This window comes from Roseobacter sp. MED193, assembly GCF_000152965.1.
Lineage (GTDB): Bacteria > Pseudomonadota > Alphaproteobacteria > Rhodobacterales > Rhodobacteraceae > Pseudophaeobacter.
The window spans coordinates 1,992,641-2,008,970 of the sequence record NZ_CH902583.1; the positions used below are offsets into that span (position 1 = coordinate 1,992,641).

General features: G+C 60.8%; 19 protein-coding genes. 17 read left to right on the forward strand and 2 right to left on the reverse strand.

The features are described from left to right. Window positions 1-9: 9 nt before the first annotated feature. The 7 genes from MED193_RS11895 (at window position 10) to MED193_RS11925 (ending at window position 6,797) form a co-directional block, all read left to right on the forward strand. On the forward strand, window positions 10-615 hold the full coding sequence (locus tag MED193_RS11895; protein ID WP_009809978.1) for an HD domain-containing protein: 606 nt from the start codon (window positions 10-12) through the stop codon (window positions 613-615). An 11-nt stretch (window positions 616-626) separates the two neighbouring features. Next, on the forward strand, window positions 627-2,066 hold the full coding sequence (locus MED193_RS11900) for an aldehyde dehydrogenase (protein ID WP_009809979.1): 1,440 nt from the start codon (window positions 627-629) through the stop codon (window positions 2,064-2,066). Further along, entirely contained in the window at window positions 2,063-2,686 is a 624-nt protein-coding gene (locus tag MED193_RS11905; RefSeq protein ID WP_009809980.1) for an HD domain-containing protein, read from the forward strand. The genes MED193_RS11900 and MED193_RS11905 overlap by 4 nt, the downstream gene beginning before the upstream one ends. Then, complete coding sequence (locus MED193_RS11910; RefSeq protein ID WP_009809981.1) at window positions 2,679-3,440, forward strand: SDR family NAD(P)-dependent oxidoreductase; 762 nt, start codon at window positions 2,679-2,681, stop codon at window positions 3,438-3,440. Before MED193_RS11905 ends, MED193_RS11910 begins: the two co-directional genes overlap by 8 nt. Before the next feature lie 7 nt (window positions 3,441-3,447). After that, the gene (locus MED193_RS11915) at window positions 3,448-3,762 is read left to right on the forward strand and encodes a 2Fe-2S iron-sulfur cluster-binding protein (RefSeq protein WP_009809982.1); all 315 of its coding nucleotides are present in this window, start codon (window positions 3,448-3,450) and stop codon (window positions 3,760-3,762) included. A 2-nt stretch (window positions 3,763-3,764) separates the two neighbouring features. Then, a complete protein-coding gene (locus MED193_RS11920) occupies window positions 3,765-4,994 on the forward strand; it encodes an NAD(P)/FAD-dependent oxidoreductase (RefSeq protein WP_009809983.1) in 1,230 nt (409 codons plus the stop codon). Window positions 4,995-5,537: 543 nt separating this feature from the next. Continuing rightward, window positions 5,538-6,797, forward strand: coding sequence for a site-specific integrase (locus tag MED193_RS11925; RefSeq protein ID WP_009809984.1), 1,260 nt, complete (start codon window positions 5,538-5,540; stop codon window positions 6,795-6,797). A gap of 5 nt (window positions 6,798-6,802) precedes the next feature. Here the strand turns inward: MED193_RS11925 and MED193_RS11930 are convergent, their stop codons facing one another. Beyond that, on the reverse strand, window positions 6,803-7,411 hold the full coding sequence (locus tag MED193_RS11930) for a hypothetical protein (protein ID WP_009809985.1): 609 nt from the start codon (window positions 7,409-7,411) through the stop codon (window positions 6,803-6,805). Between the two features lie 260 nt (window positions 7,412-7,671). On the opposite strand from MED193_RS11930, the gene MED193_RS11935 reads away from it, so the two are divergent. From MED193_RS11935 to MED193_RS11985, 10 genes are all read left to right on the forward strand, one after another. Further along, a complete protein-coding gene (locus MED193_RS11935; protein ID WP_009809986.1) occupies window positions 7,672-8,658 on the forward strand; it encodes a YafY family protein in 987 nt (328 codons plus the stop codon). Window positions 8,659-9,157: 499 nt separating this feature from the next. Beyond that, a complete protein-coding gene (locus MED193_RS11945) occupies window positions 9,158-9,427 on the forward strand; it encodes a hypothetical protein (protein ID WP_009809988.1) in 270 nt (89 codons plus the stop codon). Next, complete coding sequence (locus tag MED193_RS11950) at window positions 9,424-9,819, forward strand: VRR-NUC domain-containing protein (RefSeq protein ID WP_009809989.1); 396 nt, start codon at window positions 9,424-9,426, stop codon at window positions 9,817-9,819. The genes MED193_RS11945 and MED193_RS11950 overlap by 4 nt, the downstream gene beginning before the upstream one ends. Continuing rightward, a complete protein-coding gene (locus tag MED193_RS11955) occupies window positions 9,816-10,931 on the forward strand; it encodes a helix-turn-helix domain-containing protein (RefSeq protein ID WP_009809990.1) in 1,116 nt (371 codons plus the stop codon). Before MED193_RS11950 ends, MED193_RS11955 begins: the two co-directional genes overlap by 4 nt. A gap of 89 nt (window positions 10,932-11,020) precedes the next feature. Further along, window positions 11,021-11,650 (forward strand): hypothetical protein, encoded by a 630-nt coding sequence (locus MED193_RS11960; protein ID WP_050757636.1) that lies wholly within the window; start codon window positions 11,021-11,023, stop codon window positions 11,648-11,650. 76 nt (window positions 11,651-11,726) lie between these two features. Next, on the forward strand, window positions 11,727-12,110 hold the full coding sequence (locus MED193_RS11965) for a dihydroneopterin aldolase (protein WP_009809992.1): 384 nt from the start codon (window positions 11,727-11,729) through the stop codon (window positions 12,108-12,110). Between the two features lie 139 nt (window positions 12,111-12,249). Then, window positions 12,250-12,684, forward strand: a complete 435-nt coding sequence (locus MED193_RS11970; protein WP_009809993.1) for a LexA family transcriptional regulator — start codon at window positions 12,250-12,252, stop codon at window positions 12,682-12,684. Then, window positions 12,684-13,949 carry a Y-family DNA polymerase gene (locus tag MED193_RS11975; protein WP_009809994.1) on the forward strand — a complete coding sequence of 422 codons (1,266 nt, stop codon included), beginning with the start codon at window positions 12,684-12,686 and terminating at the stop codon, window positions 13,947-13,949. The genes MED193_RS11970 and MED193_RS11975 overlap by 1 nt, the downstream gene beginning before the upstream one ends. 133 nt (window positions 13,950-14,082) lie before the next feature. After that, window positions 14,083-14,382, forward strand: coding sequence for a type II toxin-antitoxin system HigB family toxin (locus MED193_RS11980; RefSeq protein WP_009809995.1), 300 nt, complete (start codon window positions 14,083-14,085; stop codon window positions 14,380-14,382). Between the two features lie 19 nt (window positions 14,383-14,401). Continuing rightward, the gene (locus MED193_RS11985; protein ID WP_009809996.1) at window positions 14,402-14,791 is read left to right on the forward strand and encodes a type II toxin-antitoxin system HigA family antitoxin; all 390 of its coding nucleotides are present in this window, start codon (window positions 14,402-14,404) and stop codon (window positions 14,789-14,791) included. A 235-nt stretch (window positions 14,792-15,026) separates the two neighbouring features. Here MED193_RS11985 and MED193_RS11990 read toward each other — a convergent pair whose 3' ends face one another. Continuing rightward, entirely contained in the window at window positions 15,027-16,328 is a 1,302-nt protein-coding gene (locus tag MED193_RS11990; protein ID WP_009809997.1) for a Y-family DNA polymerase, read from the reverse strand. Window positions 16,329-16,330: the final 2 nt, after the last annotated feature.

Below are 16,330 nucleotides of genomic sequence, written 5' to 3' on the forward strand. Positions count from 1 at the left end.
GAGACAGTGATGCTGGACAAATCCGCCGAAATCGCACGTTACAACCCGGTCTGGCGCGCGGCCGAACCCTACATGCGGGCCCGAAAGAACGACGTGCATATCCCGCTGTCTTTCGCCTGGGCTCAGCGACTATTGGACGAACACCCCGAGGCCGACCGCGACGTCTGTTCGCTGGCGATCCTGCTGCACGATATCGGCTGGTACACCATCGACATGGAAGACATCATCGAAAAGGGGTTCTCCGGACCCAACATGCTGCAATCCGACGTGCGCTACCTGCACGAGAGCGAAGGCGTGCGGCTGGCCAGGGAGGTCCTGACTGAGACCGGCTGGGACGAGGGTGTCATCGCGCAGGTCTGCGAGATCATAGACGGGCACGACACCCGCCCCGACCCGCGCCATCTCAACGACCGGATCGTGCGCGATGCTGACAAGCTCTGGCGCTTTGAGGTTACCGGCATTGCCGTGGCCAGCGATTGGTTCAAGACCACGCCGCATGGTTATGCCGACCGGCTGGAAAAGCAAAAAGACACCCTCGAAACCGAAGCCGGGCGGCGCATGGCAAACGAGACGCTGGCCGAAACCCGGCGTGCCCTGATGCTTCACGTGATCTGAGGACTTTCCCAATGGACATGTTTATCGACGGCGCATGGCGCCCCGCCGCCTCGGGGGCGCGCCAGGATGTGACGGCCCCCGCAACCGGCGAAGTTTTCGACACGGTGCCCGCCGGGGGTGCCGAGGATGCCGACATCGCCATCAAAGCCGCCGCGCGCGCTTTCGAGACCTGGAAAAAGGTGCCGATGAGCGAGCGCGTGCGCGTCCAGAAGGCCTGTGCGCAGGCCATGCGCGACAAGGCCGAGACCGTGGGCGCCGTTCTGAACCGCGAGCTTGGTCGCCCGCTTGCCGCCTGCATCGCCGAGATCACCCGATCCGCAGACCTGCTGGACGTCTATGCCCAGGAGGGCCTGCGCCTGTCGGCCACGATGTCGCTGGCCTCTGGCCCGGGCGAGAAAACCATTGTCACCCGCGAGCCGCTGGGCGTTGTGGTGGCGATCACGCCGTTCAACTACCCGATCACGCTCTTGATGTTCAAACTCGGGGCCGCCGTCATCGCGGGCTGCACGATGGTGGCGAAACCGGCCGAGGATACGCCGCTTTCGACCCTGATGCTGGCCGAGATCTTTCACAAGGCTGGGCTGCCGGCAGGCGTGTTCAACGTGGTCACCGGCCGGGGCCGTGGTATCGGCGCGGCCATGATCGAGCACCCGGTACCGCGCAAGATCGCCTTCACCGGTGGGACCGCGGCGGGCAAGGCCATCGCCGCCGCCGCGACCGGCACGATGAAGCGCGTGACACTGGAACTGGGCGGGCAAAGTGCCGCCATTGTCTGTGCCGATGCCGATCTTGAGAAAGCCACCACCGCCATCGCCCGCCACGGTTTCGCCAATTCCGGGCAGTTCTGTTACCGGGTCAACCGGGTCTATGTCGAACGCCCGGTCTACGAGGCGTTCCTGTCGCGGCTGGCCGAAAAGGCAGGCAAGCTCAGCCTCGCGCCCGCCGGGGGCGATGGGGATCTCGGACCCCTCGTGAACGAGAAGATCTATTCCAACAGCGAGGTTCAGGTCGCCGATGCCCGCCAGAAAGGTGCGCGTGTCCTGCTGGGGGGCGACCGAAAGACCGGCGACGGGTTCGACGGCGGCTTCTACTTCCCGCCCACGATCATCGCCGATGCGACCCACGAGATGCTGATCCTGACCGAAGAGACTTTTGGCCCGGTGCTCGGTGTCTGCCCGGTCGACAGTGCCTTCGACGCCTTGGCCCACGCGAATGCCAGCCGCTACGGGCTGGCCGGCTTTGTCTTTGCCGGAGATCTGGCCAAGGGGCTGACGCTCTGCGAAGGGCTGGAAGCCGGGTCGGTTTGGCTCAACGACATTCACCGCTCGTCCCATTACGTGCCCTTCGGCGGCATGAAGGAAAGCGGGCTGGGCCGCGAAAAGGGCCGCTACGGGGTCGAAAGTTACCTCGAATACAAGACCATGTATCTCAGCTACGAGGTGCCGGAATGATCGACGAGGGCGTCATTCTGCCGCGCGATTTGCCCCTGTGGCAGGACGCCAAACCCTATCTCGACGTGCGCAACAACGACGAGCACACGATCGTTGCCTATGGACTGGCCCGTGCGCTGCTGGCGGAAATGCCGCAAGCGGATGAGAGCGTGGTGCTGCCGGCGATCCTCCTGCACGATGTCGGTTGGAAACGGATCGATCCCGAGCTTCTGTTGCTCGCCATTGGGCGAAACCCGACCCGCAAGGACCTCGTGCGCGAGCACGAGATCCACGGCGTCGAGATCGCCCGCGAGATCCTGGAACGCCACCGCCCCGAGGGGGTCGATGTCGAGGCCGTGCTGGCGATCATCGACGGCCATGACACCACCAAACAGGCGCGCTCGGTGAACGATGCGGTGATGAAAGACGCCGACAAGGGCTGGCGGGCGACACCGCACGGCGTGAAGACGATTTGCGGCTGGTACGATACCTCGCCGGTCGAGCATGTCGAAACGCTGGAGCAGGTGTCCAACCCCTACATGCTGACTGCCGCCGGACGGGCCTTTGCTGAGGGAATGTGCGTGGCGATCAAGGCCGAGGCACAAATCAATCGATACATGGGAGAGGCGGCTGATGAGTGATCTGGGATTGACGGACAAACGCGTGGTCGTGACCGGCGCGGCGGGCGGTCTGGGCAGAGCCTTTGCCGAAGGGTTCGCCGGGGCTGGTGCACGTGTCATCGTGGCCGATATCAATGTCGATGGTGCGCGTGCAACCGCCGCGCAGATCGCCGAAACCGGGGCCGAGGCACATGGCGCCGAGGTGGATGTCACCCGTGGCGACAGTTGCCGCGCGCTTGCCGACTTGGCCCGCACAATGCTTGGCGGCGTCGACATCCTGGTCAACAACGCCGCGATCTACGCCGGGCTCGAACGGCGCGATTTCGAAGAGATCGACGAAGCGACCTGGGACAAGGTCATGGAAGTCAACGTCAAGGGTGTGTGGCAAATGAGCCGTGCCCTGACCCCGCTGATGCGCGAGGCAGGTGGCGGCGCCATCGTCAACGTTGCCTCGGCGACGGTGTTTTCCGGCTCGCCGCAGTGGATGCACTACGTCGCCTCCAAGGGTGCGGTGATCGCGATGACCCGCTCGATGGCGCGCGAGCTGGGCGACGTGCCGATCCGCGCCAACGTGCTGGCGCCGGGCTTCACTCTGACCGAGGCCAGCCTCGAGTTGATCGAAGGCGCCGAGAGCTATGGCGTCAACCGGGGCGCGCTCAAGCGGGCTGCCCAGGCCGAAGACATGGTCGGCGGCGCGCTCTACCTCGCCTCCGATCTAGCCGGTTTTGTGACCGGGCAGACATTGGTCGTCGACGGCGGCCGGCAATTCATCTGAGGACCCCATGACCAAACTTACATTCATCGAACCGTCCGGAAACCGCCGCGAAATCGAGGCGGATGGAGGCCAAAGCGTGATGCAGGCCGCAACAGCCGCCGGGATCGAGGGCATTGCCGCCGAATGCGGCGGGTCGTGCATGTGCGCAACCTGCCACTGCCTTGTCTGCGAGGCGCCGGGGGGCTTGCCCGAAATGGAAAGCGACGAGGCCGACACGCTGGAATTCACTGCCGAAGAGATGCGAGAGACCAGCCGCCTGATCTGTCAGATCGAGGTGACAACCGAAATCGAAGGCACGGTCTTCAAGGTCATGGGGCGTTGATCATGCCAGGAACGGTTATTATCGGCGCAGGTCATGGCGGCGTGCAACTTGCCGCAAGCCTGCGCGAGACGGGGTATGAGGGGCGTGTCCGTCTTATCTCTGCTGACCCGGACCTGCCCTATCACAAACCGCCCCTGTCCAAGTCGTTCATGAAAACGCCGGACGCGCCGCTGCAACCACTGCGTGGCGAAGCATTCTTTGACCAAAACGACATCGCGCTCGATCTCGGGCGGGAGGTGGTGCGCGTTGAGCGGGAACGGAAACGACTGATCTGTTCCGACGGAAGCGCCCTCGACTATGACAAGCTGGTGCTGGCGACCGGGACGCGGGCGCGCAAGCTCACCGTCCCCGGCGCGGAGCTCGACGGCGTCCACAGCCTGCGCACGGCCGAGGATGCCCGCGCGCTGCGCGCCGATCTGCCCGGCGCGCGCCGCGTGGTCGTCATCGGCGGCGGCTTCATCGGGCTGGAGGCCGCCGCCATGCTGGCCGCGCGGGGCCTTTCTGTCAGTGTCGTTGAACTTGCCCCGCGCCTGCTTGGCCGCGCGGTCAGTTCGATCACGGCGCAGACCATAGCCTCCTATCTGGAAGGCGAAGGGGTCAGCCTGCACCTCGACACCGCGATCGAGGCAATCGACGGGCAGAACGGACGGGTCACGGACGTTCGCCTGTCCGACGAGGTGCTGGCGGCAGATCTTGTGTTGGTTGGCGTCGGGGCAGAGCCAATGGACGAACTCGCCCGCGATGCCGGTCTTGTCGTAGAAAACGGGATCGTTGTGGATGAGTTCCTTGCAACCAGCGCGCCCGATATCTTCGCGATCGGCGATTGCGTGTCGTTTCCACAGGTTCACCTCGGATGCCACACCCGTCTGGAATCGGTACAGAACGCGACCGACCAAGCCCGTTCGCTGGCCCAGACCCTGACCGGCACGCCACAACCCTATGCCGCCCTGCCGTGGTTCTGGTCGGACATCGGCGCCGTGAAACTCCAGATCGCCGGTCTTGCCCGGGAAGGGGGCGAAACCCTGGCGACCCGATCCGACGATGGGCAGGTGAAGTCGGTCTATCACTTGGCAGGAGGCCAGCTGGTGGCCTGCGAAACGCTCAACAGCGCGGGCGAGCACATGCTTTCGCGACGCATGATCGCCGAGGGGATCACGCCGGCGCGCACGGTGCTCGAGACGGGCGACACGGCCGAGATCAAGAAGGCCTACGCTGCAGTGAAAAACTTCTAAGACGGATGTTTGGACCAGCTAACCGTGTGGGATGGTGGTCCGCCGAAAAACGAGCTTGGACAAAACAGTCCCACAGTCAGTATTTGGATGCCCGCCGGGCTTTGTCCCGAGTTCCAAGTCGACATCCGTCTGTCACCGATTCAACCTTATTCGCGATCGCAACGTGACGGTAGCGGCCATTGCGTTGCATCCGACGAATGCCGGAAACGTCCCGCATAGCGGGCCTTAGTGCGGCACGCAGCGAACGACCGCTTCCCGCCCTTCACGTCGGTGGTGCTTCAACAGCGACAGCTGATAGATGGCGCGAACGGCGGAAAGGTCCGGCATGGCTGCCTCTCGCAACAGTATTGTGTAAGGCGAAGGAACCTTTCGTCAGGCAGCGGTCACCAATGCACCACCCGCAAGTGCCAACCTGGATTCCGGAATTCATCCCGTGCCTATGAGTTCCGGGTTCTTCCTAAATTCCGGCAGCACTGACGTGCTCTAACTTGATTCGGGCGCGAATCTACGCCTCATGTCAGGGTTAGAAGGAGGCTGGAACCCATGCGCAACCGATTGAAACTGAATGAAAAAGAAGTACGCAACCTGGAATCCACTGAGGGTCGTGACTACCAGGTTTTCGACAGCGAGATCCGCGGATTTTCCATCCGGGTCTACAAATCCGGCAATAAGGCTTTCACGCTGGATTACCGCATCAACGGCCGGCAGCGGCGCTACAAGCTCGGCGCCTGGCCCGAATGGACCACGACAGCTGCCCGCGAACGTGCCAAGGAAATCAGGCGGCAAATCGACGAGGGAATCGACCCGCTCTCTGTTCGCGAGACCGAACGAGAGGCCCCGAAGGTCAGCGACATGATCGATCGCTATATTGAGGAACACCTGCCCCGGCTCGCGCCGCGCAATGCCTCAGACCAGATTTCAATGCTACGGAAGATGGTCGAACCTGAATGGGGCAACCGGCTGGTGACAGAGATCACCAAGCAGGACGTCGAGCGCTTTCTGAACAAGGTCGCCGAGGGGCGGCCGCGCCCTTCAAAGCTCAAGCCCAACAACCGCGCCCGCAAGCTGCAAGGCTGGAAACCTACACCGATCCGGGCCAACCGGGTCGGGCAACTTCTGCGCAAGATGTTCAATCTGGCCATCAGCTGGGAATGGCGCGAAGACAACCCTGCGGCTGGGTTCCGCATGCGGATTGAGAACAGCCGCGAACGCTTCCTGAGCCATGAAGAGTTGGCAAGGCTGGCCACCGCACTGGACCACGCAGAAGATCAGCGCGCGGCGGGGATCATCCGCATGTGCATGCTGACCGGCGCGCGTGTCGGGGAAGTCCGCACGGCGCGGTTTGAACATTTCAACCTCGACTATGGCAGCTGGGCCAAGCCCGCTGACACGACCAAGCAACGCAAGGTCCACCGCATCCCGATTTCCGCCGACGTGGCCACGATCGTGCGCCAGCGCAAATTGGTCGTGCCCAAGGGCTCGCCGTGGCTCTTTCCCGGCGACACGCCGGGCCAGCCTGTTAAGGAAATCCGCCGGTTTTGGCGCAACATGCAGCGCGAGGCGGAGATCCCCGATGTGCGCATCCACGACCTGCGCCACACATTCGCGTCGCTTTTGGTCAGCGGTGGCGCCTCGCTCGAGATGGTCGGGCGTCTGCTGGGCCACTCGCAGATGTCGACCACACAGCGCTACGCCCATTTCATGGACTCGCCCTTGCGCGCTGGCGTCGATGCTGTGGCCCAGGCCTTTCGGCCGCGCCCCGTCCTTGTGCACGATACGAGGACCGATCGTGCTGCAAGCTGACGGGCTCACGCCAGCGCTGTGAGACGGCGCCAGACCGCTGCGACCCGTTTCCGAATGGTGCTCTCATCGGGAATATCACCGGTTTCGGACTCGCTGTGGAACCAGTCGATGATCAGGGACACGAAATCTGCCTGCTTTTGCGGGATCCCCTGCTCGTTGATGATGCGCACCATCTCCACGAACATGCCATCCCAGTCGTAGCGCGGCTCGCTGCCCCCGGCCCCGCCCTTGCGGCCACCTTTTCGCCGGAGAAGATCGCATTCCTCTTCAAAAGCCAGCACATCATCTGCCTTCAACAGCAGGTCCGCCCGGCGCAATCGCAGCCCCTGCGTTGGATGCGTAACGTACCGCCAGATGGTGCTTCCGTCGGGCAGGATATGCCGCACAGTGCAGGACTTTTCGCTGCGCGCATAGCGTCGGAACATCGCCATGATGTCGGCGGCGTTGATTTGCACAAGACCAGCCACGGGCTCGGTACCGCAGACAAGCGGGCCAACCGCCGTCATCATCTGCAACTGGCCTGTGAGCGCCCAGCCCGCAACATCGGTTGGGCAGCATCCCCAACGCGCGGCGACTTCGTTGAGAGAAAAAATTGGTCGGGGTGGCAGAGACATATGGTGCTCCTTCTGTCGATCGCGCGGGCGCCCTGCCCGTCGCGTTCGTGCTGAGATCAATCACCGATGGACAGGATGACCATCCGGTGGAAACCCTCAGCGCCGGAGCTGAACCCGATACCTCACGCGCAGCACGTGACGACCTGCAACTCTCCTTCAGAGAATCGCTGAGGCTTCGGGTCCGCGATTATTGGCCTGCCGACCGGGAATGCACTAGGCTCAACGTCAAGTTCTGACGTTGAGAGGAAAATATTTGGCACATGAGAAAGGTTCTCGATGTTTTGCGCCTGGCTGAAGCGGCTCTCGCGAGGGAGAACGGCATCAACATGGATGACATCCAGCGGCTGCTGAAGCTCCGCACACGGACTGCACAACGCCTCATTCACCTATTCGAGGAGGCTTTCCCTGCGGTTGAAAAACGCAAGGATCCGGATCGAACCAGGTGGTGGAAACTGCACGATGAGCCACTGATACGGTATCAAGGCATCCGCGAGAAAGAGCTGGCCTCTCTCGAAACCGCCATCCTGCGCGCGCGCCAGCATGGGTCGCCCCTCGAAGTCCACCATCTTGAATCCATCCGCGATCGCATGCTCGCCAGCATGTCGCCGATAGAGGCGCGGGCCATCAAGCGCAATGCCAAGGCCGTGCTGGAGGCGCGCGGCCATGCCTACCGCCCTGGCCCTCGTGCGCGCCTGAACCCTGACATTTTATCTGCGATCGAAGAAGCCCTGGAAACCAGCATGCGACTGTCGGTCAGCTATCAGGGCAAGGAGGATGCGGTCGCCACGGATCGCAGCCTTGAGTCCTATGGATTATTGTTTGGGATCCGCGAGTATCTCATTGCCCGCGACACTAACAAGGATGACCGGCTGCGCAGCTTTCGCCTCGATCGCATTGCTGCCATCGCCGTCACCGATCAGCCTTTTCAAAAGGACCCGGAGGTTGATCTGCAGGCTCATGCGGCAAAGGCGTTTGGGTCCTATTACAGCGAAGAGGAATTCGGACCTGTCGCGTGGCGCTTCAGCCCGGAGGCTGCGAAAGTTGCGCGCGAGTTCGAGTTCCACCCGGACCAGCGCGTCGAGGAAACTGACGACGGTGGGATGATCGTTCGCTTCAGCGCGAGTGGCTGGTTGGAAATGGCCTGGCATCTCTACAAATGGGGCGATGGCGTCACCGTTCTGGAGCCTGCCGGGCTTGCAAAGGTTGTTGCCGAGCACCGTCGCGGCGACTTTCCTTCCCTGCCGTAGACTGGCTGTTCCCGGCCTGGTGCTGCGTTGTGCGCATGATTCCTACAACGGGCCGGAATTCAAATCCGGGATCGGTGTCGTGATGACCGCCGGTTTCCGGTCCAAGCGCGCGAAACACGCCAAAACGCTGATTTTGTTGGCCGGAACTCAGGCCGCCGTATGACCGCCGGTCACTGCCTAGGGGCCGGTCGGTTCGGGATGTTTCTCTGCCTCTGCTGGCGACGCATGCCAGCTTTGAAACGGAGACACCCATGTCTGATCAGCACATTTCACCGCCGACGCGCCCTGCGCCCTTGTTGTCGGAAATGTACACACGCCAGCAGCTGGCCGTGGAGCTTGGCTTCACCTGCGACACGCTCTGCCGCTGGGAAGCCCGCCAAATTGGCCCGCCCTGCACGCGCATTGGGAGACGGGTCTTTTATCGTCGTGACGCGGTTGAGGCCTGGCTACTTGAACAGGAAAATACACGCGTCACTCGCGGGTGCCGGGGGGCACGCAGATGAGCATTCCCATGCCCTTCCGCAAGCCCAGCGCCCGGGACCGCGTCCGCCAGGACTGGATCGAAGAACGCCGGCGCGAGGCGCGCATGGTGATCGCTGATGTGGCGCACCATTCTGATTATCTGGTGCGGCTGGCCTGCAATGTGCTGGTGCAACATGGTGAGACCTTCGAGGAGCGCGAAGACGCGCGCATTCTGCTGGTCATCCTAGATGCCAAGACGCCTGGTCGGTTGCCTGCACCCTCCCCAGACCGGGAGGGCCGCTCATGAAACGCCGCGGCACACCTGAAGCAGATCTGCAGCGCGCTGTCGTGACCGCGCTGCGCTTTGCGCTCCCCAAGGGCGCCATCATCCATCACTGCGCCAATGAGGTCACCGAAGCCGGCCCGCGTGGGGCCAAGCGGCAAGCCATCCTCGTTGGCATGGGTGTCCATCCCGGATTTGCCGATCTGATCATTCTCTGCGAGGGCAAGGCGCTCTTCCTCGAGCTGAAATCCCTCAAGGGGCGGCTCAGCCCAGCGCAGGAGGCGTTTCGGGACGCCGTGACGGCGCAGGGCTTTGGCTGGGCGCTGGTGCGTTCACTTGATGATGCGCTGGGCGCCCTCGCCGATTATGGCTTTACGACGCGCGTCGCCCCTCCAACCGGGAGGATCGCCCCATGAGCCATGCCGCCACAAACTGGGCCATCCAGCAGCGCGGGCTGAAGCCCACGACCAAAATCGTGCTTTGGCATCTGTGTGACCGGTTCAACCCGGACTTCGGGTGTTTTCCGACGCAAGAGCGGCTCGCACATGATTGTGAAATCGGGCGCGCCACATTGAACCGCCATCTCGATGAGCTGGAGGCCCGCCGGTTGATCAAGCGCGTGCGCATCGTCGACACTAAAACCGGCCAGCAGCGGCCCACACGGTATTTGTTGGGGTTCGAGTTCGACGATGGAAATGGTGCCCGACCGTCAAGCGCACCCCCTGATGGGAACACCGCTACGGGTGCAGGTGACACAGCCCCGCCCCGCCGCCCTGAGGACGCGTCCTCCAAATCGCAAAACACCGCAAAAACCCCGTGTCTTGATTTGGGACACGGGCAAGACGCTGAAACGTCCTATGGCGACGAGGGTAAAACACTGTCAGTCCCTGCCACGCCATGTCCCAAAACAGGACACGGGCCCGTGTCTCATTTTGGGCAAAACCCGTGTCTCAAAAATGGCGATTCCCGTGTCTCAAAATGGGACACTAACCCTGTAAGGGAACCTTTAAGTAAACCAGTAAAGGAGGAGGAGGACGCGCGAGCGCGCGAAACTGCATTTGATGTTTTTTTTGGAAAGCTGCTCACGGCGCTGGGCTTCGATCCAGACGGGCCCCTGCCCGGCTGGTGGCAAGGCAGGCCGCCTCGAGAACATGTGTGGCGATGGATTGATGATCTCGGGCTGATCGAGGTTGAAATCCTCGAGGCGGCTGAGGCGTCTCGGCAGGAGCATCCCGAGCCTCCCGACGGGCCCAAGGCGCTGGATCGGATCATGCAGCGGGCCGCCCAGCGCAAGGCGCAGACCAAAGCGGTTTCGGATATCTCAAAGGGCCAGGACGGCAAAGCGAGGCGGAGAAAGGGGACTCCAGGGCCTGCCCCCAGCATCGATGAGCTCGCGGCCTTCTATGCAGACCGGGTAAAGGGCGACGGATACTTACCACCCAGCATGATCAGCACTTCCATGTGCCAAGCAATGCTGGAGCGCGGACTGGTGACCCATGACCAGCTGCGGATGCGGGGTGTGCTATGAGCAAGTTTGATCGCAAACTCCATGGACAGCCAATCGCTTCACCGCGCAAAGAGGGGCTCCAATCCCGCAAGGGACGCCCAAAGCGCGTGATGACCGTGCAGCAGGCGCTGGAATGGGCGTTTCGCACCGAATGCGCTCAGCTGGAGCTGCCCGAGCCGCCTGATCCAGAGCGCGGCCAGGGGTTTGGCTTTGGCCTCGAATACGTGCTCATGCAGCGCGCGGCGCTGGGCTGCCAAATCGATGGTGGTCGGTACAAAATGGGCGATTACACCCACGAGGATGCTGAGGTGATCGCGGCCACTGTGGCCGGGATGCCTGATGATCTCGGTGGTAAGCGCATGGCAATACGCGTGGCCGAGCTCGCGCGCGCTGGGCTCACGCCGGACTGGATGCCAGGGGCAGTGCCACGCTGTGTGCCGGTGGACATGAAGCGCAACCGGTATGGCGATCGCGCGGTGACCGAGGTGGTTGGGACCGAGCGCGTGCTGAGCCGCGGGAAGTGGCGGACGGTGGAGGTTCGGGCCTGTCCCGTTACTTACTCGCTCCATCCGGAGCAGATTGAAGCGGCAAGGCGGGCGTATGGTGACTGGTGGCGGGCGCTGGAATGGATCCGGGACGGCTTGCAAGTGGGGAATATGCTGCGGGATGTTCAAATAGCCGCAGCCCTGCCGGCACAGCGGCCTTGGAAGCCGAAACAAACACGCCTACGATCACCTTAACGCATGATCAGAATAACAACTGTTCGCCTGACCGTTTCGCGCCAGGAGCAGGCTTAAAAACTCAAGGAGCATTCAATTGGCAGCCACCGCCACAATCGAACTCAAAGACTTGGTGCTTCAAACAGCCATCGGGACTTACGGCGAAAACGACACGGTTCCGGAAGCCCATGTCCTAGATATGACTTTGTCGATCGCTCCGGAGAAAGTGTTCGTGTCAGAAGACGACATGAGCCAAGTTTTTGATTACGATCCGTTGATTGAAGAAATTAATCACTTGGCAGGTGATGGCCACTACGAGACGCAAGAATGGCTTGTCAGCAGGATTGCAAAAGCATGTGCTGCATACCCAGAGATCACTGGTCTCGATATTGGCTTGCACAAACGTCCCGTGAAGGACGGAACCGGAACTCTGGGCATACGCCTCAGACTGGACGCCAATGACCTTGAAGGCCTGCGCTGACATAGAGGCTCATCCGAACAACCACGCTTAATTCTGCCTAACCACACACACCTCCATCTACGGACGCTATCACCGCTTGACGTCACAGACCCAAATGCGCGACTTATGAGAACAAAGGCAGAACAAGAGGGAATCGTGCATGCCCGTCTATCCGATAGAAGCGCCCATTGTCGCATCTGGGCAAACTGTACCCATCCATCTGCCCTTGGTCAGCGCGGGCTTCCCCTCGCCGGCCGGGGACGACCTCGAGGACGAGATTGATCCCATCGCCTGGGTCGTACGGCATCCCACCTCGACTTTTTGGTGGCGTGTTGAGGGCGACTGTCTATGGGATGTTGGCATTCGTGATGGCGACATCATTGCTGTTGATCGAGCCGGAAAACGCCGTCTCGGCCGGGCAGTTCTGGCAGTCGTAGACGGTACAGTCACCGCCAAGATACTTCGAAAGAGGGATGGGAAATACTTCCTGTCACCTGCCAACAGTCAAGAAGCCTTTCCCGACATTGAGCTCACAGAAGACAGCGAAATCTGGGGTGTCATTGCGGGCGTCGTGCGGCGCTATGATCTGGCGTAATGCGGGCCATAGCCATCAGCGACAGCGCAAATTTCTATGTGAGCGCCGAGCGGATTTTTGATCCGAGCCTGAACGGCGTGCCGGTCATCGTTCTGTCAAACAACGATGGCTGCGCCGTTGCCCGTAGTGATGAGGCCAAAGCGCTGGGCATCAAGATGGGCGAGCCTTTGCACCTGCTCCGCGACAAGATCGCAACGCATGGCGTCAAAGTGTTTTCATCCAACTATACGCTTTATGGCGACATCAGCCGCCGCGTGGTCGAGGTCTACGAGGATTACACACCGAACGTCGAAATCTATTCGATCGACGAATGCTTTTTGGATTTCAGCGGCTTCCAAGACCGAGTAGCCCACGCCAAGCACATGCGCCGCGATGTTCTACGTCGCATCGGTATCCCCGTACGCGTTGGAATTGCACAGACCAAAACACTCGCAAAATGCGCCAATGACATCGCAAAAAAGAACCCAATCTTTGAAGGGGTTCTGGATATGACTGATCCAGCATTAGCCGATTGGCTTCTACCTCGGGTGCCAGTTGGCGACATATGGGGCATTGGGCGGCGCACAACACGAAAGCTTGAGGGTATAGGTATCAGCACAGCAGCCCAGTTACGAGACATGCCTCTCCGACAAGCCCGCGCGCTGGGCACTGTCGTTCTTGAACGCACAGTTTTGGAGCTGCAAGGTGAGCCGTGCATCGCCTTTGATGACGTAGAGCCTCCGCGTAAAGGCATGGCGGTCACCCGCTCAGCAGGAGCACCGATGACGGATTTCGACACACTGTTTCAGGCGATCACCGCTCATGCGACACGCGCTGCCGAAAAGCTTCGGCAACATGGGTTGGTGGCAGGAACACTTACGGTCTTCTTCCACACCAATCGGCACCGGCCCGATCGACCACAGTATGCTGGCTCACGCTCGACACGCCTAACGCCAATGTCTTCTGATACCTTTGAGCTGGTTGCAGCAGCCAAACAATGTGCCATCGCGGCTTGGCCCAAAAACTGCACGCAAAACTACGCCTTTACCAAAGCAGGGGTCATGTTGGATGAATTGCTGCCTCAGGACGATCAGCCGAGAACCCTCTTTGATGAGCCGCGAAAGTCGCCCACGCTTATGGCTGCGCTGGATGCCGTGAACGCCCGCTTTGGCAAAAAGACGATGGTGCTCGCTAGTGAAGGCACGGCGCGCACGTGGCAGCTGCGCGCAAACCACCGAAGTCCTCGCTACACGACGCGCATCTCGGATCTCCCCGTCGTGAGGTGAGCGAGCAGTTTGATGACGCATAAAATACCGAGGGTGCGGCTCCGGCATAAGAGCTGGCACATGATACTTGACAAGTTCCCATTTTGGTAACACATTGAGGTGGGTTCCCGATGGGGGAACACATTGAGGTCAAATGCGGATACTGTCGAGACGAACCCTTGTTGAGTACTGGGCCAAACATGCGGCGGCTAAAGCCCCGCTGCAGTTCTGGTACGCTGAGGTCGAGCGGGCACAGTGGGAGCGCCCGCAGGACGTGAAGGACTTGTTCGGCGCATCGGTAGACTTCGTCGGTGACAGCCGAATCGTGTTCGACATTGGCGGCAACAAGTTTCGTCTGGTCGCCCGGGTTGTGTACGGTCCGTATTACCGTGTGATGATCAAGTTCGTGGGGACCCACGCAGAATATGACAAGATTGACGTAACCAAAGTCTAAGTAAATCAGGAAGAAACAAATGGAACTCCGCGCCATTCGAACCGATGAAGATCTGGATTGGGCGCTTGCGGAAATCGAGCAATATTTCGATACACCGCCGGTGCCTGGAACGGAAGAAGCCGATCGCTTCGACATCCTGACCGATCTCATCGAAGCCTATGAGAACCGTGAATACCCCATCGAAGCGCTCGATCCGATCGAGACGCTCAAAGTCTTCATGGACATCAAAAAGAAGAAGCAGAGCGATTTGGCAGAGCTTGTTGGCGGCAAGCCGCGCGCCTCCGAGATTATCAACCGCAAGCGTCCGCTGACCTTGCGAATGATCCAAAAGATCAACACCAGCTGGAAAATTCCTGCTGCCTCGCTGATCGCACCTTATCATCTCGAGGCTAACGGCGAGGGGGCCTGACCCCCCTCCCACGGTTCCTCCGCAGCCCTTTGCGTATACGGGGGGGCTCAGCGCGCAAGTTTTCTAGCGACTTGGATTTTCACCGGGGAATCCACTTGGAGGCCACCCGTCATGCGGACTTCGAACTTATAACGTGATAACAATTACTTAAACGCGCTCTAGCGCTCGCTAAGGTGGATTTTACTATTTCTGTCAAGAATCCACCTGTGCCAATCGGAATCCAGGATGGAATCCACTATTCCCCAATCGACTGACCATCAGGTTTGGCGCGTGCGGTGACCAAGTCCGACCACCGTGTTGTGAACCGTGCCGACAACATATCCTGTCGCATTGCCCAAGCCGGTGGACGGGATTTGGGGGCCTGCCCCAGTGCAATGGCGCCGCGTCCATGACGCCGATCAATCGCATCAACGGCCTGCATGAGATGATCTTTTTGTGCAGGGCGTGGATCGAACAAGGTCCTGGGCTGGTCCTGCGCAGAGGACAGATCCAGAAGCAGCACACCAGCTTTGCGATACGCAAATCCCCCTCTCCAGACACGCTCCAGCGCGCGCGAGGCAGCGCACACAATATGCAGCGCGTCGCTTGTCGGCAGTGCAAAGCGCACGGTTGCTGCAGAGCCATATTGTGGCGCCGCCTTGTTGAACCGATCCGTCGACACAAAGACCTGTAGCGCACCAGCAACCTGATTTGCCGCGCGCACTTTGCCGGCCGCTCGCTCAGCAAACGTGATGACCGCAGAGCGCAGGTCCTGTTTCTCGGAGATCACCCGCCCAAAACTCCGTGAGCAGCAGGTCGTTTGCTTTGGGTCGGGCTGAGTGTCTAGATCATGGCAGGCAATCCCTCGCAACTCATGGACAGTCCGCAACCCGACAATCCCCATGCGTTTTCGAACCCAACCATCTGATGCGCGGCTGAGATCATGCGCCGTGTGAATGTTCTGAGCCTCAAGCATCTGCGACCAACGGCGCCCAATGCCCCAGACATCACCAACCGCAACTTTCCGAAGCGCGGGCTCACGCCACTGCGGGTGATGCACCAAATCCAGAACTCCACCCGTTCGGGGCGAGGATTTCGCCAACTTGTTCGCAAGCTTCGCCAAGGTTTTCGTGGGACCAATACCGATGGAGACGGGGATACCTGTCCAAGCCCGCACCTGCTGGCGCAAGTCCAAACACCACTCGGTCAGGCTCGGGACCGCGAGGTGATGCAAATCCAAAAAACATTCATCAATGCTGTAGACCTCGCTGCGTGGCGCGCTGTCCGCCAAAATGCTCATCACGCGCTCTGACAAATCCCCGTAAAGCGCATAGTTTGACGAACGCACCTCGACACCATGATCTCTGACCAAATTGCGGATTTTGAACAGCGGCACTCCCATAGGAATCCCGAGATCTTTCGCCTCTTGGGAGCGAGCCACGACGCAGCCATCATTATTTGAAAGCACAACCAGCGGTCGCTCTATGAGCTCTGGCTGGAACACACGCTCACAAGACGCATAGAAGTTGTTACAATCCACCAAACCAAAGGTCGGCATCT